The organism is Bradyrhizobium sp. 2TAF36, assembly GCF_052114925.1.
In the GTDB taxonomy this organism is placed as follows: Bacteria; Pseudomonadota; Alphaproteobacteria; order Rhizobiales; family Xanthobacteraceae; genus Bradyrhizobium; species Bradyrhizobium barranii.
On sequence record NZ_JBFRFR010000036.1, the window covers coordinates 60233 to 82138 of the forward strand.

A 21906-nucleotide genomic window follows, 5' to 3' on the forward strand; every position below is an offset into this window, starting at 1 on the left:
ACCGCGATGAATGGGGTCTGAATGGTCGGTTCGGATAAAAATGTCGAAAACAACCCCATGCACAGTAGGGGTGCAGTTGGCCGGTGGTGCGAGGTGAACTGTGACAAGTCGGTGTTGTCGTAGAGGGATTCTGAAGAAGCGCGCGATTTGAAGTGAGGGACGCGCCGCTCTCTCATTCCCTCCCCCCTTGCGGGGGAGGGGCAGGGAGAGGGGTGGCCACGGGCGAGGTCTGAGTTTGTGGCTACCCCTCTCCCCCGCCCTCCCCCGCAAGGGGGGAGGGAGCGCAGTGTTGCGCGGGGATGTAGTACGGCTGGAGAACGAGCTACGTCGCTCCCACCGGCTCCGCCAGCACGCACCTCGCCGCCCGGCCCGGTCCGACCTCCACATTCGCAGGCAATTGCTCCAGACACCGCGGCTGGGCGACCGCACAACGCGGGGCGAAGGAGCAGTTGTTCGGCTTTTCGGCCAGCGAGGGCGGGGTGCCGGGGATGGTCTCGAGCCGCTGCCCCCGCTTGGCGCCGTGGATGGTGGAGGCGAGCAGGCCCTTGGCGTAGGGGTGCACCGGCGTGCGGACGATGTCGCGGAGCGTCCCCTGCTCCACAATCTGGCCGGCATACATCACCGCGACGCGGTCGCAGATCTCGATCGCAACACCAATGTCGTGGGTGACGAAGATGACGGACATGCCGAACTCGCGCTGAAGGTCGCGCAGCAACAGCAGGATCTGGATCTGCACGGTGGCATCCAGCGCGGTCGTCGGCTCATCCGCGAGCAAGATCTTCGGACGGCAGGCGAGCGCGAGCGCGATCATCGCGCGCTGGCGCATGCCGCCGGACATCTCGTGCGGATAGGCATCGAGCCTGCGCTTTGCGGAGGGAATGCGCACGACCTCGAGCATTTCGAGCGCCCTCGCCCTGCCCTCCGCATGGCTCTTGCCTTCGTGACGCACGACGCTTTCGGCGATCTGCGCGCCGATGGTGTAGACCGGATCGAGCGCGAGCGCGGGCTCCTGAAAGATCATCGACACGGTCTGGCCGCGGAACGACGACAGCTCCTCGTCGTTCATGGCGAGCACGTCGCGGCCCATGACGTTGACCTTGCCCGTGATCTGCGTGCGCTTCTTCGGCAGCAGCCGCATCAGCGCACGCAGGGTCACGCTCTTGCCGGAACCGGACTCGCCGAGCAGGCCCAGCACCTCGCCGTCACCGAGCGAGAGACTGAGATCGTTCACGGCAAAGACCGTGCGCTCGCCGGTGAAGCGGATGTTGAGGCCTGAGATGTCGACGAGCTTTGTCATGACGGCAGTTTGGGTACCTGGTCGTGGTAGTCGGTGACGCGCTGGAAGGCGGCGCCGATGGTGAGCAGGGTCGCTTCATCGAAGGAGCGGCCGATCAGCTGCATGCCAACCGGCAGGCCGCTTTTGGTGAAGCCGGAGGGAATGGTGAGCGACGGCAAGCCGAGAAAATTCACCGGGCGGGTGAACAGCGTCAGCCGCTGCACCATGGCCGGCGCGTTCGGGCCGCCGCCGACATCGCTCTCCTCGATCGTCGGTGCCGGCACGGGCGATGCCGGCGCGATGATCGCGTCAACACCAGCGGTGGCTGCATTGTGGGCGGCGAGTGCGGGGCCGCGCCAGCGCATGGCCTCGAGATAGGTGATGGCGGGAACGGCGAGACCGTTCTGAAGCCGCATCAGGACCTGCGGGCCGTAATCCTGCGGACGCTCGATCATCCAGCGCTTGTGGAAGGCGGCCGCTTCAGCCGCGAGCACGAGCTGGCTTGCCGAGGACAATTGCCGTTGGTCGGGTAGATCGACCGTGACGATGTCGGCGCCCTCGCGCTTCAGCACCGCGATGGTCTCGTCCAGCACGCGCGCGACCTCGCTGTCGAGATCATCGACATAGAAGGACGCGGGCACGCCGATTTTCAGGCCCTTGAGCGAACCCTTGGTGGCGCCGACATAGTCGGACAGCGGCTCGTGGCTGCAGGTCGAATCCGCGGGATCGGGTCCGGCCATCAGCGCCAGCAACAGCGCGCAATCCTCGGCGGTGCGGGCGAGCGGTCCGACGGTATCGAGCGATTGCGACAGCGGCATCGCACCGGCCCGGCTGATGCGGCCGACGGTGGTCTTCAGACCGGTGACGCCGCAGAAATGCGCGGGCATGCGGATCGAACCGCCGGTGTCCGATCCGAGCGCCGCAAACGTCAGGCGCGCCGCGACCGACGAGCCGGAGCCGGACGAGGAGCCGCCGGTGATGTGCGCGACGTTCCAGGGATTGCGCACCGGGCCGTAATGCGCGTTGTGGCCGGTCGGGCCATAGGCGAATTCGGCCAGATGCAGCGTACCGAGGCGGACCTGGCCGGCATCCTTCAGCCGCTGCAAGGCAGTGGACGTGACGGTCGGCACGAAATCGCGGCGGATCAGCGAGCCGCAGGTCGAGACGTGGCCCGCGTCGTAATACATGTCCTTGTGCGCGAGCGGCACGCCGTGCAGCGGACCGCGGACATTGCCCTTGGCGAGCTCGGCATCCGCGGCCTCGGCAGCCTTCAACGCGGGCTCGGCTTCAACCGACATGAAGGCGTTGAGATGCGGCTGCCACTGCGCGATGCGGTGCAGTAGCGCGCGCGTTACCTCATGCGAGGACGCCTGCTTCATCGCAATCGCACGCGCGACCTCGGTGAGCGTCATCAATGCAGGCTCACGGCTCATTTCGACACCTTCTGCGTCTGCGCGATTGGATAGAGCGCGGGCTCGAGATCGAACGGCAGCGTGCCGGCGATGGCCGCAAAGCCTTCGAAGGCCGGCCCGATGGAATTGGAGATGCGCGTCGCGATCTCGTCATCAACAGGGACGCCGGCGATCTGCGCGATCGGCTTGATCTCTTTGGGTGTCGGTCTTGTCATGCTGTTTCCTCTGCGGGCGCGCGGCTATGGCCTGAACCCGGAATCGCCATGTAGCACGCGGCCTCGTGGCCCATTCTATCGAGCGCGGTGAGCTTTGGTGCTGCATTTGCGCAGAGCGGCTCCGCAAACGCGCAGCGGGTGTGGAAGCGGCAACCCGGGGGCGGATCGATCGGATTGGGCGGATCGCCGGTGATCGGCGGTTTTTCGGTGCGACGATCCGGATCCGACGACGGCATCGCAGCAAGGAGTGCGCGCGTGTAGGGATGCGCAGGGTTATCCCAGACCTGGTCGACCGGGCCGAGCTCGACGACCTCGCCGAGATACATCACCAGCACGCGGTCCGAGATGTAGCGCACCACGTTGAGGTCGTGGCTGATGAAGAGATAGGTCAGCCCGAACTCGCGCTTGAGGTCGGCGAGCAAATTGAGCACTTGTGCCTCGACGGACTTGTCGAGCGCCGAGACGGCTTCGTCCAAAATCACCAGTCGCGGCGACAGCGCCAGCGCACGCGCGATGTTGACGCGCTGGCGCTGGCCGCCGGAGATCTCGTGCGGATAGCGGTTGGCGAAGTTTTCCGGCCGCAGGCCCACCTTGCCGAGCAGCTCGCGCGCCAGCGCCCGCGCCGTGCCATCGGCCATGCCGTGCACTTTCGGGCCGAACGCGATCGATTCCTCGATCGTCAGGCGCGGATTGAGCGAGGCATAGGAATCCTGGAACACCATCTGCATGCCGCGGCGCAGCTCGCGCAACGACAGCGCCTGGCCGACGGTCATGCCGTCATAGATGATGTCCCCGGTATCGCGCGGCATCAGATGCATCAGCAGCCGCGCAGTGGTCGACTTGCCGCAGCCGGATTCGCCGACGATGCCGACAGTCTCACCCTTCGCGACCGAGAAGGAGACGTTGTCCACCGCGCGCACGGTGCGCTTCGCGGCGAACAATCCGCCACGAACCGGAAAATGCTTGGTCAGGCCGTTGACCTGGAGCAGCGGCTGCGCGACGCCGCCAACGTCCTCGACCGGCTCCAGCATTTCAACGGATGTGTTGCTCTCGCTCATGGCCTAGTTCCTGATGTCCATGGCGCTGCGCAGGCCGTCCGAGAGCAGGTTGAAGCAGATCGAGACCGCGAAGATCATCGCGCCCGGCAGCGCGGCAACCCAGGGATTGACGTAGATCGCGGTGCGGAGCGTGTTSAGCATCAGGCCCCATTCSGGCTCSGGCGGYTTYRYGCCGAGGCCGAGGAAGGAGAGACCKGMGGCCARRATCATCGASACCGAGATCAGACTGGTGGCATAGACGAAGATCGCGCCCAAGACGTTGCCGAGGATATGCACGCGCATGATGGTGAAGGGTCCTGCGCCGGAGGCGCGCGCCGCTTCGACGAAGTCCATGTTGCGCACGCCGGTGGTGACGCTTTCGGCAACGCGGGTGATCTGCGGCACGAACACGACGGTCAGCGACACGATGGAGTTGAGGATGCCGGCCCCGAGCGCGCCGGAGATCGCGATGGCGAGCAGCACGGAGGGAAAGGCGTAGAACACGTCGATCGTGCGCATGATCGCGGTGTTGAGCTTTCCGCCGACATAGCCGGCGACGAGGCCGAGCGACGTGCCGATGCAGAAGGCGAGGATCACGGGCAGGATGCCGATGACCAGCGACAACCGCCCGCCGTAGATCAGCCGCGCCAGYATGTCGCGGCCGAGCTCGTCGGTGCCGAGGGGGTAGCCTGCTGTGCCGATGTGGCGGAGGCGGCGGATCATCGAGCCCTTGTAGGGATCTTCAAGTCCGAGCCACGGCGCGAGCACCGCGGAGAGGAAGATCAGCAGCAGCACCAGCGCGCAGGCCATGCTGACCTTGTCGCGGGCGATGCGGCGGCCGACGGTCGCCCAATAGCCGCGCGCCTTGGTGGCAGGCGCGGCCTGCAGCGCGGCATCGGCGGTGGCCGAAAACGGAAGCTCGCTCATCGGCTAGCCCCGCTTGATGCGCGGATCGATCGCGGCTTGCGCGATGTCGACCAGCAGATTGAGGAAGACGAAGAACAGCGCCAGGATCAGGATCGTGCCCTGCAGCAGCGGCAGGTCGCGCTGGAAGATCGCCGAGTTGAGCAGGAAGCCCGAGCCCGGCCAGGAGAACACGGTCTCGATCAGGATCGAGCCGCCAAGCATGTAGCCGAGCTGAAGCCCCATCACCGCGAGCGCGGTGGGCGCGGCATTCTTGATGACGTGGCGGAACACGCCGGTTTCGTGCAGGCCTTTTGCGCGCAGCGCCTCGACGAAATCCTGCGAGAGGATGTCGCCGGTGAGCGCCCGCACGGTGCGGGTGACGATGCCCATCGGGATCACCGAGGTCGTGATCGCCGGCAGCACCAGGTATTTCAGATGCGCCCAGTCCCAGGCCCAGGAGTTGGAGCCGTTCGGCCCGGCGCCGACCGCGGGCAGCCAGTTCAGCTGCACCGAGAAGATGATGACGAGCACCATGCCGAGCCAGTAATGCGGCACCGAGACGCCGGCGATGGCGAAGGAGGTCGCGACCTTGTCGATCCAGGTCTCGCGGAAATAGCCGGCGATCAGGCCGAGCAGGATGCCCATCGTGAAGCCGATGATGGCTGCCGCAATCGCGAGCGTGACGGTGTTGCTGACCGCGCGCATGACCTCGGCGAGCACCGGGCGCCCCGTGGCGATGGAATTGCCGAGATCGCCATGAAGGGCACGCAAGAGCCACAAGCCGAACTGCACCGGCAGCGGGCGGTCGAAGCCGTAGGCGGCGCGCAGCTGCGCCGCGAGCTCCTGCGAGGCGTCGGCCGGCAGCACCGCCACCAGCGGATCGCCCGGCGTGATGTGCACGAGCAGAAAGCACACCAGCGCCACGCTGATGACGATCGGAATGACATAGACGATGCGGCGAGCGATATAGGCGAGCACTGATTGACCTAACGTGATGTCGCACGATTGGGTGCGCGGGCTTGAGTGAGGGACGCGCGATGCGAGGGTTCCCTCCCCCCTTGCGGGGGAGGGTTAGGGAGAGGGGTAGCCACACAGGGACCGCCCGTGTGAACCCCCTTCCCCAACCCCTCCCCGCAAGGGGGAGGGGAGCCCTACCAGCGTGCTCGCCTCACGGCGTTATCGACACCAGCGAGAAGTCGATGAACCAGCTCTTCGGCTGCACGACGCCCGTCACCTTCGGGCTGATGGCACGGGGGCCGACGTCGTGGGCGACGTAGAGGAAGGCGGCATCGTCGACGGAGGCCGCGTGCAGCTCGGCGAGCGCCGCGTCGCGCGCGGCGGGGTCGAAGGTCTGGCGCGCCTTCTTCACCAGCTCGTCGAACTTGGGCTCGTGGATGAAGCCCCAATTGTTCGAGACCGGCGGCGCCATGCCCGATTGAAGGAAGCGCACCAGCGCGAAGAACGGGTCCATCGCCGCATAGGTGACGTTGGTCGCGTTCGAGCCGTTGGCGCTGGGATCCTTGGCGCCGCGGCGCCAGTTGGTGAACAGCGTGTTCCACTCGATGACGTCGAGCTTCACATCGAAATAGCATTCGGCGAGCGCCTGCTGGAGATATTCGTTCATCGGCAGCGGTTGCATCTGGCCCGAGCCCGACGCAGACGTCTGGATCTTCACCGTCAGCTTCTTTGACGGACCGAAGCCGGCCTCCTGCATCAGCTTTTGCGCAGCCGCCTTGTCATACTTGATCTCGAAGGTCGGCTTGCCGCGCCAGGGATGGCCGGGCTCGAAGGTGCCGGTCGCCGGCACCATCAGGCCCGCGAGCAGGCCGTCCTTGAGACCCTCGCGATCGACGCAGAGATTGGCGGCCTTGCGGACCCGGATGTCGTTCCAGGGCGAGCCCTCGACGCGCGAGAACTGCCACGGCCAGACATGCGGCTGCTCGTTGGCGTAGAGCTTGAAACCGCGCTGCTTGAGCTCGGGCAACGCGTCGGGCGCCGGCGCCTCGACCCAATCGACCTGCCCGGAGAGCAGCGCCGCGGTGCGCGCGTTCGCCTCCGGCATCGGCAAGAGCACCATCTTGTCGACCTTGGGCACCCGCGCCTTGTCCCAATAGGCCGCATTCTTCACGAGCTCGAGCCGCTCGCGCGGCGTGAAGCTCGCCATCTTCCACGGGCCGGTGCCCGCGGCGTCCTTGGCGAACGCGGTCCACGCGGCCTGCGACTTCGCCTTGGCGTCAGCGCCTTCCGCCTTGTCGTAGAAATGCTGCCACTTCGCCGGGCTCACCATGAACAGGTTGGTGAGGTTGATCGGCAGGAAGCTGTCGGGCTCCTTGGTGGTGAGCTCGACCGTCAKGTCGTCGATCTTCTTCGCGSWGSSCAGCGTSGGCATGCGCGASGCGGTSACGCCSACCTGGCTGGCGTCGAACTGCGGTGCATCCTGCTTCAGCACCTTCTCGACGTTCCACACCACGGCATCGGCATTGAACGGCGAGCCGTCATGGAAGGTGACGCCGGGGCGGAGCTTGAAGATCCACTTGGTCTTGTCGGCATCGTCGACCTTCCACTCGGTCGCAAGGCCCGGGATTACCACGCTCGCCTTGTCGGCCGAGGACAGGTCCCAGCCGGTGAGCGCGTCGTACATGGTGAGGCCGGTGAAGCGGTTGCCTTCAAAACCCTGATCGGGCTGGCCCAATGTGCGCGGAATATCGGCAGCGGTCATGCCGATGCGCAGCACGGTTTCGGCGCTTGCCACGCTCGGCCACGCGGCCGCAGTCGTCAGAGCCAGCGCAGCAATCAGCGCCGCGCGGGTGGTTGTCTTCATAAGCATCGTCTCAGTCCTCTTCCGGCTTTCAATGACTAATTTTGATGCAAACGTATGCAATGGCTATGCCAATGGGGAAACTTTTTCTGCAAATTGCCCCTGCGACGACAAGTCTGTGTGATCACGTGTCGGCAAAGGCACCGTCCTGCCTATTCTGGCATCAAGATTGCAAGTTTGGCCCTGAAATCTCCTGGGAGCCTTGGGCCATGCGTATCCGACTATCGACCTGTCTCGCCGTGCTTGCGCTGGCGTTATCCGCGATCACGGCACGCGCCGAAACGGTGGTGCGCTACGGCATCTCGATGGCGGACATCCCGCTGACGACGGGCCAGCCCGATCGCGGCGCCGGCGCCTATCAGTTCACGGCGTACACCATCTACGATCCGCTGGTCGCCTGGGAGATGGACGTCGCCGACCGCCCCGGCAAGCTGGTGCCCGGGCTCGCCACCGAATGGAAGGTGGATGATGCCGACAAGACCAAATGGCGGTTTGCTTTGCGCAAGGGCGTGAAGTTTCACGACGGCAGCGAGTTCAACGCCGATGCGGTGATCTGGAATCTGGACAAGGTGCTCAACGACAAGGCGCCGCAATTCGACAAGCGGCAGAGCGCGCAGGTGAAGACCCGTCTGCCTTCGGTCGCTAGCTACGCCAAGATCGACGATTTCACGGTGGAGATCACGACCAAGACGGTCGATTCCTTCTTTCCCTACCAGATGCTGTGGTTCCTGGTCTCGAGCCCGGCGCAGTACGAGAAGCTCGGCAAGGATTGGGACAAGTTCGCGAGCCAGCCCTCCGGCACCGGTCCGTTCAAATTGACCAAGCTCGTGCCGCGCGAGCTTGCGGAGCTCACGAAGAATCCGGACTACTGGAACAAGAAGCGCATTCCAAAGGCCGACAAGATCGTGCTGGTGCCGATGCCGGAAGCGCTGACGCGCACCAATGCGCTGCTCGCAGGGCAAGTGGACCTGATCGAGACGCCGGCGCCGGACGCCGTGCCGCAGCTGAAAGCCGCCGGCATGAAGATCGTCGACAATGTCACGCCACATGTCTGGAACTATCACCTCAGCGTGCTGCCGGGCTCGCCCTGGACCGACATCCGCCTGCGCAAGGCGTTGAACCTCGCGATCAATCGTGACGAAGTCGTCGGCCTGATGAATGGCCTCGCAAAACCGGCCAAGGGCCAGGTCGACCCGTCGAGCCCGTGGTTCGGCAAACCGAGCTTTGAGCTGAAATATGATCTGGCTGCGGCCAAGAAACTGGTCGAAGAGGCAGGCTACTCCAAGGCACAACCGCTGAAGGCCACCTTCATCATCGCCCAGGGCGGCACCGGCCAGATGCTGTCGCTGCCGATGAACGAATTTTTGCAGCAAAGCTTCAAGGAGATCGGCATCGACATCGACTTCAAGGTGGTCGAGCTCGAGACATTATATACGCATTGGCGCAAGGGCGCGGCCGACGAGATGAACGCCGGCATCACCGCCAACAACATCGCCTATGTCACCTCCGACCCGCTCTACGCCATCGTCCGCTTCTTCGCCTCCGATCAGATCGCGCCGGTCGGCGTCAACTGGGGCGGCTACAAGAACCCTGAGGTCGATGCGCTGATCAACAAGGCCAAGCAGACGTTCGACACCGCCAAGCAGGACGATCTGATCGCGCAGGCGCATGCGCTGATCGTCGATGATGCCGTGCTGGTCTGGGTCGTCCACGACACCAACCCGCACGCGCTGTCGCCGAAGATCAAGCAGTTCGTGCAGGCGCAGCACTGGTTCCAGGATCTGACGACAATCGGGACGGAGTGAAGGCGGCAAACGCCGGTGTCGTAGGGTGGGCAAAGCGTAAGCGTGCCCACCACCTCTATACGCGGAGTAAGATGGTGGGCACAGCGCTAGCGCGCCTTTGCCCACCCTACGGGAGTTGATGTTGGCGGCGAAGAGCAGACGGACGCTACCGCGTCAAACACCGCTGTCGTCCCGGGGCGCGACGTAGTCGCGAGCCCGGGACCCATAACCACAGGAGTGGTTTGGCGAAGACTCGGAGTTACCGAGTCGCGCGATAACCGCTCCCTGTGGTTATGGGTCCCTGCGTGCACAGGGACGACAGCGAGTGTGAGGCCCCGAGCGGGGGCCTCAAGCACCCCCTACTTCGTCAGCAGCGCATACGCCCCGGTCCATCCCTCCGCCGGCGGATTGATCTGGAATTCCTTGATGCGCGCCTCGTACAGCTTGAACAGCTTTTCCAGCGTGTCGGCATCCTCGCTGTGGCGGCCGCGCTCGATCGCATCCAGCGCGCCCTGCCAGTCGCGGCCGCGGTAGCAGCCGAGCATCTCGATGGTGACGTTGCGCAGACGCTGGAAGGCGCCCGAATGCATCACGTCCTCGCGGCCGGCGATGGCGTAGATCACCTCGGGTTCGGTCTTGCCCTTGACCATGATGAAGTCGAGCTCGAGGATCGCGAACTTGTCCTTGGCGGCGAGCGCGGTCCTGGAGCCGACGATGATGGGAAAGCCGTATTCCTTCGACTGGCCTTCCAGGCGCGAGGCGAGGTTCACGCTGTCGCCGAGCACCGAATAGTTCTTCTTCAGATCGGAGCCCATGTTGCCGACGACGCCGATGCCGGTGTTGAGGCCGATGCCGACATTGAGCGGGATGTAGACATGACCGCCATCGGCGGCCTCCTGCTCGCGCTCCTTGTTGACCGCGTCGATCTGCTCCAGCATCTGGATCGCGGCCTCGCAGGCGTTGACCTCGTGCTCGGCATCGTCGAGCGGCGCGTTCCAGAACGCCATGATGGCGTCGCCCATGTACTTGTCGATATAGCCCTTCTGATCGATGATGACGTCTGTCAACGGCGTCAGGAAGCGGTTCATCAGCGCGATCAGGCCTTGCGGATCCTGCTTGTAGCTCTCCGAGATCGTGGTGAAGCCGCGCACATCGGAAAACATGATCGTCATCTCGCGCTCCTCGCCGCCGAGCACCAGCTTTTCGGGCGACTGCGCGAGCTGCTCGACCAGGACGGGCGACATGTATTGCGCGAACATGCCGCGGATCTGCACGCGCTGACGCTGCTCGCGCACGAAGCTCGCGAAGATCAGTGTCAGATAGATCGCGGTGGTCGAGAGCAATGGGTAGGTGAAGTCGATGAGATAGCGATACTGCGCATAGAAGAACCAGGATACGCCGACCAGGATGGCGGCGAACATGGCACCCGCGAGCCCAAGGCGCACCGGTCCGAGATTCGGCGTGAAGATGATGACGAGCAGGCCGATCACGAGCGCGGCGATCAGCTCGACGCCGAGCGCATAGTTCGGCTGGGAGATCACCGCGCCGCTGAGCACGCTCTCCAGCACCTGGGCATGAATCTCGACACCCGGCATGGTCGATGACACCGGCGTGGTCTTGATGTCGTTCAGCCCGACCGCCGAGGTGCCGACCAGCACCAGCTTGCCGGCGATCCTGTTCGGCGGCACGGTGTTGTCGAGCACATCAGCGGCGGAGACGTAGATCGAGGGATCCTGGCGGGCATAGTGCACCCAGAGCTGGCCGTTCTTGTCGGTCGGAATCTCCACGCCCTTGAGGCGCACGGCCCTGATGCCGGTCTTGTCGGTCCGGACCAACAGCGTCGGCGTTCCCGTGACGACGCGTAAAATCTCGAGGCTGAGCGAGGGCATGATGTTGCCCTGGGCGCGCATGATCAACGGCACGCGGCGGATCAGGCCGTCGCGCTCGGTCTTGATCGAGAACAGGCCGCGGCCGGCCGCGACCTTCTCGATGACAGGCACGTTGCGCAAGAGGCCGGGGAATTCGAACAGGAAACGTTCGGCATCCGCTTCGCCGACCGTCGCGACGCCGGTGAAGGGCAGCGACTTGTCGATCTCGGACGAGATCGCCGGCTGCCCGGTTTCGCCCAGCACCACGTGCGAGCGCTTGATCGCGTCGGCGAGGACCTGGTCATTGGTCGGCAGTTCGCGCAGCCTGGCGCGGGTGGCGTCGTCGAGATCGCGCATCTGGCTCGCGACCAGATCCGGGTTGAGCCGGTCGGCTTCGGAGAACACCATGTCGAAGCCGATCGTCACCGCGCCGTTACCGGTGAGGTTCTGGATCAGGTCCGCGATCCGCGTGCGCGGCCATGGCCACTGGCCGAGCTTGGCGAGGCTCTTGTCGTCGATGTCGACGATGGTGACCGGCCGCGCCGCCTTGTGGCGCGGATCGATCAGCTGGAACATGTCGAAGGTGCGCAGCCGCAATTCCTGGATCGGCGGCGGATCCCAGACACGAGCGCCGGYGAACAAGACCAGCAGCGCAAGGCACATCAGCCGCGCGAAGCCGAGCTTCCGCGCAAACCACCGCCGCAGGATCTTCAGACGTTTCATTTTAGTCGGACTTCCTGACCTGTATCGCGCCCGGCGCCGATCATGCAGCTGCGGCGCGTAATTGGCTATTCCCCGGCGGTTCAGGATTATGGATTTTTTGCCGCGGTCAAGCTGCGAGCCGGCCGCCAGGAGGCCCCGGCGGCGATCAGGTGATGTGGAAGATGAAATCGCTGGCCTTCAGATTTGCCGCGATCACGTTCTTCAGCAGGATCGTCTCGTGGTTGTCCAGCGTGATCTGGGCGCCGCCCGATTGCGGAGCGATATTGACGTCGTCCAGCGAGCTGATGCTGCCGAACTGCCGCAGGTCGATCTTGTCGAGGCCAATCTCGAAATCGTCGAYGCTGTGCTGGACCGTGGACTGCGACGACGTCGGCGCGAACACGAACTGGTCCTTGGCGCCGCCGCCGATGAGCGTGTCGCTCGACTCGGTGGCGAAGATCACGTCCTTGCCGTCGGTGCCCTCCAGGCGGACGCCCTGGCTGTTGGCGCCCTCGACGAAGATGAAGTTCACGGTGTCGGAATGGCCGGTCGAGTCGGCAACGGTCACCGTGATCTTGTCCGTTGCGGGCGGCTGCGGATACTGCTCGGTGCTGGCGCCTGTCGGGTCGTAGGTGATGCCGGCACTTTCTGCGAGGCCGGTGTTGATCTGCTCGAGCGAGCCCGTCGTCGGATATGCACTGACGCTGCTGGTATCCGGATGCGAGGTCGACACCGTGACGGTGAAAATGTCCGTCGCCGCGCCAGAATCGGTATCGGTGACCACCAGATCGGTGATGATATCGTTGCTGTTCTCGCGGATGTGCTCGACGTGGAAGCTCTCGGTGTTGATGACTGGGCCGATGGCAGGCGTCACGCTCGTGCCGATGGTGGTGATGTCGTGCGAGATCGGCGTGGTGCCGCCGGTGCCCGTCGCCGTGAGATCGATCGTCGCCGTCGAGCCAGCGGTGGTGATGGCGCCTGTATAGGTGTCGTCGAGAGCGTGGACGCCCAGCGCGCCAGGCTCGCCGCTGAATCCGTCGGCAGGCACGAACCGGATCAGCGTAGCGGAGCACAGCACGAGCGCATTCGCATCACCGACCGAGTCGACATCGACCCAGCAGCCGCCAACCTTGTACTGCCAGACGCCCTGGTCGGCGGTCGCGGCGTCCGACGTCACCGCGATGGCCTTGAAGGTCGCGCCAGTGTCGGCGTCATGGAACTTGTTCGTGAAGAGATCGCGGATCTTGCTGCCAGCCGGATCGCTGTCGTTGCCGGCGACGGCGGCCAGCGTCGCGCTGTCGAGCGTCGGCGCGTCGTTCTTGCCGGTGATCGTGATGGTGACGTCGGTCGTGGTGGTCTCGCCCCGGCCATCATCGAGCGTGATGGTGGACACGACCTTCGCCGTCTGGTCCTGGCCGAGGAAATCGAGCGCGTTGTCGGCGATCGAATAGTGCCAGGTGACGGTACCGTTGTTCTTGCCGGTCAGCTGATACGTCAGCGCGTTCTTCAACGCGGCGGTCTCGTCGGGCGTGAGCGACGCGGTGAGGTCGGTGGCGCCGTCGAGCCAGGTCACGTCCTGGTCGACCTTCGTCACCGTCGGCCGGTCGGTCAGGTCGATGTCCTTGAAGTCGATCGAGCCGGTCGCGGCCGGCGACGGGTCGATCGTCGAGGACGAACCGGTGGTATCAGGCTGCTCGGAGAAGCTTGCGGTCAGCTGCGCCACGTCCGTGGTGGTGAATGCCGGCGCATCGTCGTCCGCATGGATCGTGATCAGCGTGTGGCCACCCTCATCACTGCCCGCGAAGTGCGCGTCGCGATAGTCTCCGACCAGGGTCAGGCTGATGCTCTTGCCATCGTCGCCGGTGACCGTCAGCACGCCGCCGCTCGCGGGGTGGTCGGCATCCGGGACATAAACCGCGCTGGTGCCAGGCCCCCACTTGATCATCGTCAGGTCGATCTTGTCGTTCGCGGACAGCTCCGCGATCGAGCCGCCGAAATCCTTCGTATCGATCTCCAGCTCGGCGCCGTCACCGGCAAGCGTGATCGTTTGCGATACCGCACCCTTGACCTCGAGCGTCGCGCCGGCATCGACGACGACCGCGCCCGTGGCCGAGCCCGACAGCGAGCCAAACAGCGTCAGCGTCCCGGTGTGAACCTCGATCGAGCCAGTGCCGGTGTTGGTGATGTCGCCCGTGATCGACGCAGTGCCCCAGCTGTCGATGTCGCCATAATTTTCGATGGTCAGATCGGCCCCGGAAATGGAGGCCGCGTGCAGATCGATGTCGCCGTGGTTGACGATCGAGGACGCATCACCGAACACGCCGCTGCCGGCGACCGTCCAGGTGCCGCCTGCGTTGTTATTGAACGTGGCGGTGGCGACCGAGATGTTGCCGTTGATGTGGCCGGCGTTGTTGATCGTGATCTCGCCACCAGTCTCGACGATCGCGTAGGTCGATGAGGTCACGCTGCCGGCATCGGTTGGCCCGATGGTGCCGGAGTTGATGATAGTCGCAGTGCCGGTACCGTTCTCCTGGATGGAGATCGCAGCGACGCCATCGGCGCCGACCACGGAGCCGGTATTGGTGATGTGCGTCGAGCCGGTCGCCCCCGCATCGTCCTGGTCGACATTGATGCCGGACGAGGTCGTGCCGGTGATGTGCCCGTTGTTGGTGACGGTGACTGCGCCGTTGCCATGGGAGACGATGTCGAGACCGACCGCGCCGGAAACGCCGCCGCCGATCGTCGCCGTGATATTGCCCGCGCCGTTCGCACCGTCATGCAGCACGATGCCGTTGCCAGTCTGGCCGGTGATGTCGCCTGATGTCGTCAGCGAGATGTCGCCGATGCCGTTCTGAGTGACGACAATGCCGTTGGTCGCGCCGGTCAGCGTACCGCTCGGGGTCAGTACGATATTGCCGCGATGGCCGATCGTCCCGCCCGAAGCGGTGAAGTCGAGCGCGTCGCCCTTGCCCGAATTGATGTCGGCATCGCCGGTGACCGTGAAAGTACCGCCGGTCGTCGCCTGACCGGCGATAGTGCCGGTAAAGGCATGGCTCGTCTTGTCGAGCTCGAGCGTATTGGTGCCACCGGCGAAGGTGACGGTCTGCGCGTCCGCGCCACCAAGCTCCAGCGTCGTGTCATCGTCGATGATCAGCGTGCCCGTGCCGGTGATGCCGCCGGACAGGTTGAGCGTACCGCTCTGGACTTCGATGGTGCCGGTGTTGGTGACGCCGCCCGTGATCGTATTGAGGCCGGCGACGCTGTACAGGTTGCCGGCATTGGTCAGGCTGCCGCCGTTGATCGAGACGTCGGTCAGATAGAGCTTTGACGCGCCGTCGACCGAGATGATGCCGCCGGCGTTGGCGATGGTGGAGGCCGTGAGCTTCAGCGTGCCGCCGGTCACTGCCTCGATCAGACCGTGATTGGTGATGGCGTGAAGGATGCCGGGATCGATCGTCAGGGCGCCGCTGGTGACCGAGATCGTGCCGGTGTTGCCGACGTCGGCGTTGTCGATGGCGCTCGCGCCGGTCGATTCCAGCGTGCCGGCGATGGTGAGCGTGCCACCGGCCAGGCTCGCACCGTTCAACGTCAGCGTCTTGCTCGCATCGACATTGACAGTGCCGTGATTGACGATCGCGGTGCCCACAACGGTCGCGTTGTCCAGCGTCAGCGTGACGCCGCTCTCGACCGTCACCGCACTGACGCTGAGCGTGGCGGCGCTGTCGATCTTGCTGGCACCGGTGACGTCGATCGTGCCGGCACCCTTGATGGCGCCGCCGCTGATCGTGGCATTGTCCAGCGTCAGGACCGCATTGCCGTCGACGATGACGTCGCCGCTCGAATTGTCGACGGTCGAGCCCTGCTCGATCGCGAGCGCGCCGTTGGCGAGCACTTCGATGATGCCGGCATTGGTGACGGTCTCACCGCTGAGCGCATTGCGCGCACCGCTCACCTTGAAGACGGTATTGTTTTTCAGAATGCCGCCGCTCAGGACGGCATCGCCGGTCAGATCGATCTCACCGTTGTTGGTAATCGTGCCTGCGCCGCGAATGCCGACGTTGAGGACGGGGCCTCCCTCGTCATCACCGCCGCCGGTGTCGATCACCGCACCAGCTCCGCCGATGGTCGCATTGTTGACGATCAGCTTGCCGCTGGCATCGACCGTGATCTGACCGTCATTGATAACGCTGGAGCCCTGATGGATCGTCAGCCAGCCATTGGCCAGCACCTCGATCACACCGGCCGCGGTGTTGGACACGGTCTCGTGGGCGAACTCGACCGTGCCCTTGACGTTGACGGTGCCGGAATTGTTCAGCGTGCCGTTCTCGATCAGGCTGGTGCCGTCGAGCTCCAGCGTGCCCAAAATGCTGACGGTGCCACCATCGACCGTCGCGGTATCGACGATCAGCGTCGAGCCGGCATCGGCCCTCAGCAAGCCGCCGGCGTTGTGGATCGTGGCGAGCGTCTTCAGCGTGCCGCCGGACAGCTCGATCGTGCCGGAATTGGTGATCTTGGTGCCGCTGGCGAAATCGCCGCCGCCCGCGAGCGTCAGATAGCCGGCATTGGTGAGCACGCTCGTGCCCAGAATCTCGGCCTTGCCGCCGACCGACATCGTTCCGGTCGCGGCGGTCGTGAGGATCGAATCGGCACCCATGTTGAGCGCGCCTGATATCGTCAGCGAGCTCTGGACGATCACCTTCGGCGGCGGGCCACCGAAATCGTTCATCGTCAGCGACTTGGCGTAGGCCGCGGTGTCGATCGTCACCGGATAGGACGGCGTCAGGCCGTGCAGCTGATCGGTGATGACGATGACGTCGTCATTGATGGTCGGGACCGTACCGGTTGCCCAGTTCGCCGCGTCCTTCCAGAAGCCGCCGGAGGGAGCGCCGGCCTTGTCGGTCGCGATCCACACCACCGCGGGCGCGTCGGTGCCGGTGATCGTGACGGTGATGGTCTGCTGTGAGGTCGCGCCGTGCGAATCCGTCAGCGTCACGGTGTAGACCAGCGTCAGCACCTCACCCTTCGGGATGAAGTCGGCGAGATAGACCGGCAGATCGGCCAGCGACCAGTTGATGGTGCCGGTGCCGTCTCCGGTGCTGTCGGCGCCCGCCGCGATCGCGACCGACATCGCGCTCTGGAACGCCGCGAGCGGGCCCGGCGGAACGGTGCCATCAGGCAGGGTCGCGCTGGTCAGCGCCACCGACACCGTATGCTTGTCGGTGAGATCCACGTCGTCGAAGTTCAGCGTGCCCGTCGTCGGCACATCGCTGGTGAGCGGGCCACCCGGCACGCTGGTGCCGCCTTCAAAGATGATGACCGGAACGCTGGTGGTGATCACCGGCTTGTCGTTGGTGCCGGTGATCGTGATCGTGATGGGGATGAAGGCGGTCTCGGGGCTGACCGAGAAATTGTTGTCGACGCGGACCATGTAGGTCAGCGTCAGCGTTTCGCCGGCCGCGAGGAAGTCGAAGACGTGGTCGGGGATCGTGTAGGTCCAGACCGCCGAGCCGTTGTTGTTGTTGCCACCGTCGGCGGCGACGCTGATCTGGATCTGCGTCGCCGCGATGTCCTGCTTCTGAAGTGCAGAGAGCGTGCCGGTGACGTCCTGGCCGGCACTCTTGTAGACGTAGTTCGGCGCATCGGCGAGATTCACGCTCACCGTCGGCCTGTCGCCCAGGTTCTGGTCGACGAAGGTGATCCGGCCGGAGATCGTGTCGGAATGCGTCGTGTCGCCGGTCGTGTCCGCGCGCTCGGTCAGCGCAAACGCCGTCTTCACATTGCCGTTGAGATCAAGGCTTTGAGACAGAGGCTTGCCGGGGTAACGGTTGAAAGGCGTCGTGTGATCGCTGGGCCCCTGCGGTCCCTGCTGACCGAGGTTGGTGAAGAGCGCGGTCGCGATGTAGCCGGCCGGCGTCTTGATCACCAGGCCGTCGCTGGTCTGCGTGATCGTGTCGGTGAAGTTCGTGGTCAGCTTGGTGTTGGTGTTGTTGTCGGTGAACTTCAGCGTGAACACGTCCGTGATCAGCTTCTGCACGTCCGGCGACAGCAGCCCGTTGGTGATCGAGACATTGCCGCCGCTGATCTGGATCATCTGGCCGGCCTGGTTGACCGTCGCGATCGGCAGCAGCGTGACCTTGTCGAACAGGATGTAGGAGCCCGTCGTGCCGTTCGGCTCGACCAGCACCTGGAAGCTCGCCTGCGGCTGCGGATCGCCGCCGCCGGCAGGAACGACGAAGTTGATCTGGGTCAGAACCGCCGTGCCGCGGATGCCCATGGTGGCGACCGGCGTGTCGATCTTCATGTCGCCGTGCTTGGCGGTCTCGCCCGCGACGAAGGTGATGGTGCCCGCAACCAGGCTCAGCAGCGAGGAATTGCTCGACCCGTTGGGGTCGTAGACCATCTCGTTCAGCACCATCCGCGCATTGGAGGACAGGCCGAACACGGTGCCGTCGATGAAGGTGATGCCGAGCGTCGAATCCGCGCCGGTCGAGACCACATCGCCCTTCTCGACATTGTCGCCGTTGTTCAGCGTGACCGAGACGCCGTTGCGAACCGCGGTCGCGCTGCCGGAGAGTTTTGTGACGTGGCCGATGACCTGCGCGGCGGCGATGCCGGGCGCGGCCTGCGCAACCTGCACATGGCCCGTGAGCGCGTTGACGACGTCGCCGGTGAGATGGGCGCCATCGGGCGAGGCGATCGCTGCGCGCTTGTCGCCCTTGAAATAATCGTGAACGACGAACTCATGCCCCTCGTGGGACAGCACGAGGTCGAGACCTGCGCGCTTGAACTCGCCATTGAAGATCAGGTTAGCATCGGGAACAACGAACGTGCCGTCGGGCACGTGACCGTGCGCCTTCGCGACAAAAGGCTTGGCGATAAAAGTCTTGGCCGCAAAGGAATCGACATGAACGTCCGCGGCCGAGCGGGAACCCTCGCCATCAAGGGGAATCGTGGCGTCAAATTTGCCAGCGTAATTCAACCGGGGGGCACCGCAAAAAGAGTTAAAATCTAAGTAAGTAACGACCGCCTAAGCTTGAATAGCATTACCAAGTCCTTAGCGAAACCATCTATTGCTTGTGTGATTCCCATCACTTGGCTGGAGGAGTCTCCAATAGCGGCGCCTTCACAGAGAAGTCGAAGTAATTCTTTAAATATTCCGAGGTCGGTTTTCGGCTTATTTTCACGCATTCCCAGTCATCCAAAGTAACCAGTCGCCCATATCGAACGACGGATACTTGTGTCATCTTTTGTTCGTAGTTCCCCGCAGCATCCTGCGGCAAATACGGGGCAGAATCTGTGACCCAACTAACAGAACCCGTGAAATAGCGGGCTGTTAGCCATAAGCGGTAGAATCAGCCCTCCCGCAGCTTCAGCCCGCAATTGGTTCCATTTCGCGGCGACGGAGCCCTCCTAGCCGGCGAATCGTAAAATTTTACGCAATTTGCACAGGCCCGTTTCAGCCTGTCCCACGGTTTTGGGAGCCCTGCCGGGCGCATTAAGCAGAACAAAACGGCCCGTCTCGCACTATCTCCGCGAAAGCAACAAAGCCCGGCACGACCAGGTCGAGGGGGACCTGGCGAAGCTGGAAGGGGATGTCAGATGGAGACCGCTGCTCGCTCGCGCGCTTGGCGCGCTGTCATTGTGCTGTGCGGATTGATCCTGCTTGGATCGGCCGCCGAGCTCCGCGCCGGCACGCTGCTGTCGCCTGGGGCCGGCGTCCTCGTGCGCAAATCCGCCGAGCCGTTCGGCGTGTTCGCCTTCGCTATCTCCTCCGGCAGCCTCCAGCAGAAATGGTTCGCGCTGAAGCAGAAGCTCGACGACGACATGGTGCAGCTCGCGCTGTGCGACGGCGACCGGGACAATTGCGCGTCGCCCGCGGCGCTCAAACTGATCGCCATCGTCGACCAGGCCCGCAGCCGCGACGGCCGCGCGAAGCTGGGCGAGACCAATCGCGCCATCAATCTTGCCATCCGGGCCGCCAATGACGGCGCCGACGACGTCTGGAGCTCGCCGCTCGCGACCTTTGCGCGGGGCGCTGGCGATTGCGAAGACTATGCCATCGCCAAGCTGGCCGCGCTGCGGCTCGCCGGCGTTGCCAATGAGGACCTCCGCATCGTCGTGGTGCGTGACGTCAGGGCCGGCGAAGAGCATGCGGTCGCCGCAGCAAGGCTCGACGGCCACTGGCTGATGCTCGACAACCGCCGCATGGCGATGGTCGAGGACGACGCGGCCCAGACCTACCAGCCGCTGTTCGTGCTCTACCAGTCCGCCGTGATGAAATATGTCGACGAACCCGTGCGGTTGTCGATGGCCGCGCCCGAGGCGCACTGACGAAGAAGATGTTCACCGCGTGCGTCGCCGCCAACCGCTCGGGGTCTCGCCGGTCAGCTTCCTGAATGCCGCAGCGAAGGCGGTCTGCGAGGAATAACCAAGCGCGGCTGCGATCGACACGATCGAGTCGTCGGTGTCGCGCAGCATGTTCATGGCCTGCTCGAGCTGGTGCTGGCGTAGCCAGGCATACGGCGACAGCCCGGTGCTTCCCTTGAAGGCGCGGCAGAAATGGAAGCGCGAAAGGCCGGCATCGGATGCCAGCGCCGCGAGCGAGACGTCCGCATTGCTGTCCGAACGCAAGCGTTCGATGGCGCGACACAGCACCTTGGGCGACAACCCGCCGGTGACCGGCTGGACCGTTACAGGCGAACCTGCGTGGGCAACCAGCAGGCGCGTCGCCAGAAGATCAGTCATCTGATGCCTGAACAGGGCATCCAAGGCCGCGCTGCCTTCCAGCACATCCGCAGCACTCAGGAGCAATCGGGATGTAACGGGGTCGGGATGGACCGTTCGCTCCACGAGATCACCAGGAGCGGCCACGTCGGCTTCGTGGGCAACGCGCTGGAGCGTTGCGTGCGGCAGGTAGAGCTGAACGACATTCAGAGGCTGGTAAATGTCCCATCGTGAGCTCGAACCGGCCGGAATGACTGTCACGGTCCCGGGACGCGTCATTCCATTCACAAATGCTTTCCCGTTACGGCGCTCGAACCGCACCGACCCGGCGGGGAACGTCATGATGACGTGATCGTCCATGGGCTTGACGACGTCGTGGAGGGGATCATGCTTCCAAAGTGTGATCGCGCCGCAGGATGATGACGCCATGTGAACGGGCTTCGTCTTGAGTACGCGCGTCATTTCCGCATCGGGACACTCGCCGATCGGCAACTGGGAAGTGTCTGGATTCTGCGAAATATCTCGCAAGCGAGGTTTGCTCATGGACCTGTTCTCGCCGTTGAGAGGGTCTGGTTTGAGCGTTCGAGGCGTTCTCAGGAATACGGATCTGGGGTCTCTTCCCAAAGTGACCCTGCTGCAAGTTTAGACGAAACGCGCGTTCAGATCGACCTGCATTCTCGGATAGTGCGGGACCATGGTGCCGCAGGGCAAGGTTTCGCAGGTTCCGCGGCAGCTCGGCCAATGACCAGCTGGTTTGTGTTCTTCCGCTTTTGGCCCGAAGGCGAAGTGCCGCGATGTCCGCTCCCGCGCCGCCGTTGGGGGAGAAGCAGACATCAGGTGGCCGACTCGCAGCAACCGACTTTATGAGTACGCACCCTAACACTACTTTGGCAGATTTTTGATTTTGTCGCGTTTTATAGGATTCCCGAATCAATTTTTCAATGATTCATGGGTGGTCGGCTCTTGGAGGGCTGACCATGCCGGGATGGGAAGACGAACTTGAACGCTGGCTGAKGCCGTTCTTGGACCGGCTGGGTCATAAGACCCGGCAGCGGATGTGCCCTCTGTATGTTGCGGGACTGATCGGTCCTGGCGATCGCAAGAGCGTTCAGCCGATGGCGGAACGCCTTGCCACGAGCAACTACGACCAGTTGCACCATTTCA

Annotated in this window: 13 protein-coding genes; 3 read left to right on the plus strand and 10 right to left on the minus strand. The window is 64.2% G+C overall.

The genetic code is table 11. The features are described from left to right. Positions 1 to 322 precede the first annotated feature (322 nt). The 7 genes from AB4Z51_RS21770 to AB4Z51_RS21800 form a co-directional block, all read right to left on the minus strand. The gene (locus AB4Z51_RS21770) at positions 323 to 1297 is read right to left on the minus strand and encodes an ABC transporter ATP-binding protein (RefSeq protein ID WP_441497944.1); all 975 of its coding nucleotides are present in this window, start codon (positions 1295 to 1297) and stop codon (positions 323 to 325) included. Further along, a complete protein-coding gene (locus AB4Z51_RS21775) occupies positions 1294 to 2709 on the minus strand; it encodes an amidase (RefSeq protein WP_441497945.1) in 1416 nt (471 codons plus the stop codon). The genes AB4Z51_RS21770 and AB4Z51_RS21775 overlap by 4 nt, the downstream gene beginning before the upstream one ends. Further along, the gene (locus AB4Z51_RS21780; RefSeq protein ID WP_018321359.1) at positions 2706 to 2903 is read right to left on the minus strand and encodes a hypothetical protein; all 198 of its coding nucleotides are present in this window, start codon (positions 2901 to 2903) and stop codon (positions 2706 to 2708) included. The genes AB4Z51_RS21775 and AB4Z51_RS21780 overlap by 4 nt, the downstream gene beginning before the upstream one ends. Next, positions 2900 to 3961 (minus strand): ABC transporter ATP-binding protein, encoded by a 1062-nt coding sequence (locus tag AB4Z51_RS21785; protein WP_085403446.1) that lies wholly within the window; start codon positions 3959 to 3961, stop codon positions 2900 to 2902. Before AB4Z51_RS21785 ends, AB4Z51_RS21780 begins: the two co-directional genes overlap by 4 nt. Positions 3962 to 3964: 3 nt before the next feature. Further along, complete coding sequence (locus AB4Z51_RS21790; RefSeq protein ID WP_441497946.1) at positions 3965 to 4867, minus strand: ABC transporter permease; 903 nt, start codon at positions 4865 to 4867, stop codon at positions 3965 to 3967. Between the two features lie 3 nt (positions 4868 to 4870). Next, positions 4871 to 5824, minus strand: coding sequence for an ABC transporter permease (locus AB4Z51_RS21795; protein WP_014498430.1), 954 nt, complete (start codon positions 5822 to 5824; stop codon positions 4871 to 4873). 190 nt (positions 5825 to 6014) lie between these two features. Continuing rightward, on the minus strand, positions 6015 to 7673 hold the full coding sequence (locus tag AB4Z51_RS21800) for an ABC transporter substrate-binding protein (protein WP_441497947.1): 1659 nt from the start codon (positions 7671 to 7673) through the stop codon (positions 6015 to 6017). A gap of 200 nt (positions 7674 to 7873) precedes the next feature. Between AB4Z51_RS21800 and AB4Z51_RS21805 the strand changes: the two genes are divergently transcribed. Continuing rightward, positions 7874 to 9469 carry an ABC transporter substrate-binding protein gene (locus AB4Z51_RS21805; protein WP_441497948.1) on the plus strand — a complete coding sequence of 532 codons (1596 nt, stop codon included), beginning with the start codon at positions 7874 to 7876 and terminating at the stop codon, positions 9467 to 9469. A 338-nt stretch (positions 9470 to 9807) separates the two neighbouring features. Here AB4Z51_RS21805 and AB4Z51_RS21810 read toward each other — a convergent pair whose 3' ends face one another. Together AB4Z51_RS21810 and AB4Z51_RS21815 are read right to left on the minus strand one after the other, a co-directional pair. Continuing rightward, entirely contained in the window at positions 9808 to 12039 is a 2232-nt protein-coding gene (locus tag AB4Z51_RS21810; protein WP_441497949.1) for a CHASE2 domain-containing protein, read from the minus strand. Positions 12040 to 12184: 145 nt separating this feature from the next. Further along, complete coding sequence (locus AB4Z51_RS21815; protein WP_441497950.1) at positions 12185 to 18997, minus strand: VCBS domain-containing protein; 6813 nt, start codon at positions 18995 to 18997, stop codon at positions 12185 to 12187. Positions 18998 to 19617: 620 nt separating this feature from the next. On the opposite strand from AB4Z51_RS21815, the gene AB4Z51_RS21820 reads away from it, so the two are divergent. Beyond that, positions 19618 to 20349 carry a transglutaminase-like cysteine peptidase gene (locus tag AB4Z51_RS21820; RefSeq protein WP_085398858.1) on the plus strand — a complete coding sequence of 244 codons (732 nt, stop codon included), beginning with the start codon at positions 19618 to 19620 and terminating at the stop codon, positions 20347 to 20349. 12 nt (positions 20350 to 20361) lie between these two features. Here AB4Z51_RS21820 and AB4Z51_RS21825 read toward each other — a convergent pair whose 3' ends face one another. Further along, positions 20362 to 21285 carry a helix-turn-helix domain-containing protein gene (locus AB4Z51_RS21825; protein WP_085398857.1) on the minus strand — a complete coding sequence of 308 codons (924 nt, stop codon included), beginning with the start codon at positions 21283 to 21285 and terminating at the stop codon, positions 20362 to 20364. A gap of 398 nt (positions 21286 to 21683) precedes the next feature. Between AB4Z51_RS21825 and AB4Z51_RS21830 the strand changes: the two genes are divergently transcribed. After that, positions 21684 to 21906 (plus strand): transposase (locus AB4Z51_RS21830; protein WP_441497951.1); only part of this gene is annotated, 223 nt, incomplete at its 3' end.

Bases quoted from the DNA above. Each gene is read 5' to 3' on its own strand.
- AB4Z51_RS21820 (WP_085398858.1), top strand. From the start codon at position 19,618: ATGGAGACCGCTGCTCGCTCGCGCGCTTGGCGCGCTGTCATTGTGCTG.
- AB4Z51_RS21775 (WP_441497945.1), bottom strand. From the start codon at position 2,709: ATGAGCCGTGAGCCTGCATTGATGACGCTCACCGAGGTCGCGCGTGCG.
- AB4Z51_RS21805 (WP_441497948.1), top strand. From the start codon at position 7,874: ATGCGTATCCGACTATCGACCTGTCTCGCCGTGCTTGCGCTGGCGTTA.
- AB4Z51_RS21770 (WP_441497944.1), bottom strand. From the start codon at position 1,297: ATGACAAAGCTCGTCGACATCTCAGGCCTCAACATCCGCTTCACCGGC.
- AB4Z51_RS21785 (WP_085403446.1), bottom strand. From the start codon at position 3,961: ATGAGCGAGAGCAACACATCCGTTGAAATGCTGGAGCCGGTCGAGGAC.
- AB4Z51_RS21825 (WP_085398857.1), bottom strand. From the start codon at position 21,285: ATGAGCAAACCTCGCTTGCGAGATATTTCGCAGAATCCAGACACTTCC.
- AB4Z51_RS21780 (WP_018321359.1), bottom strand. From the start codon at position 2,903: ATGACAAGACCGACACCCAAAGAGATCAAGCCGATCGCGCAGATCGCC.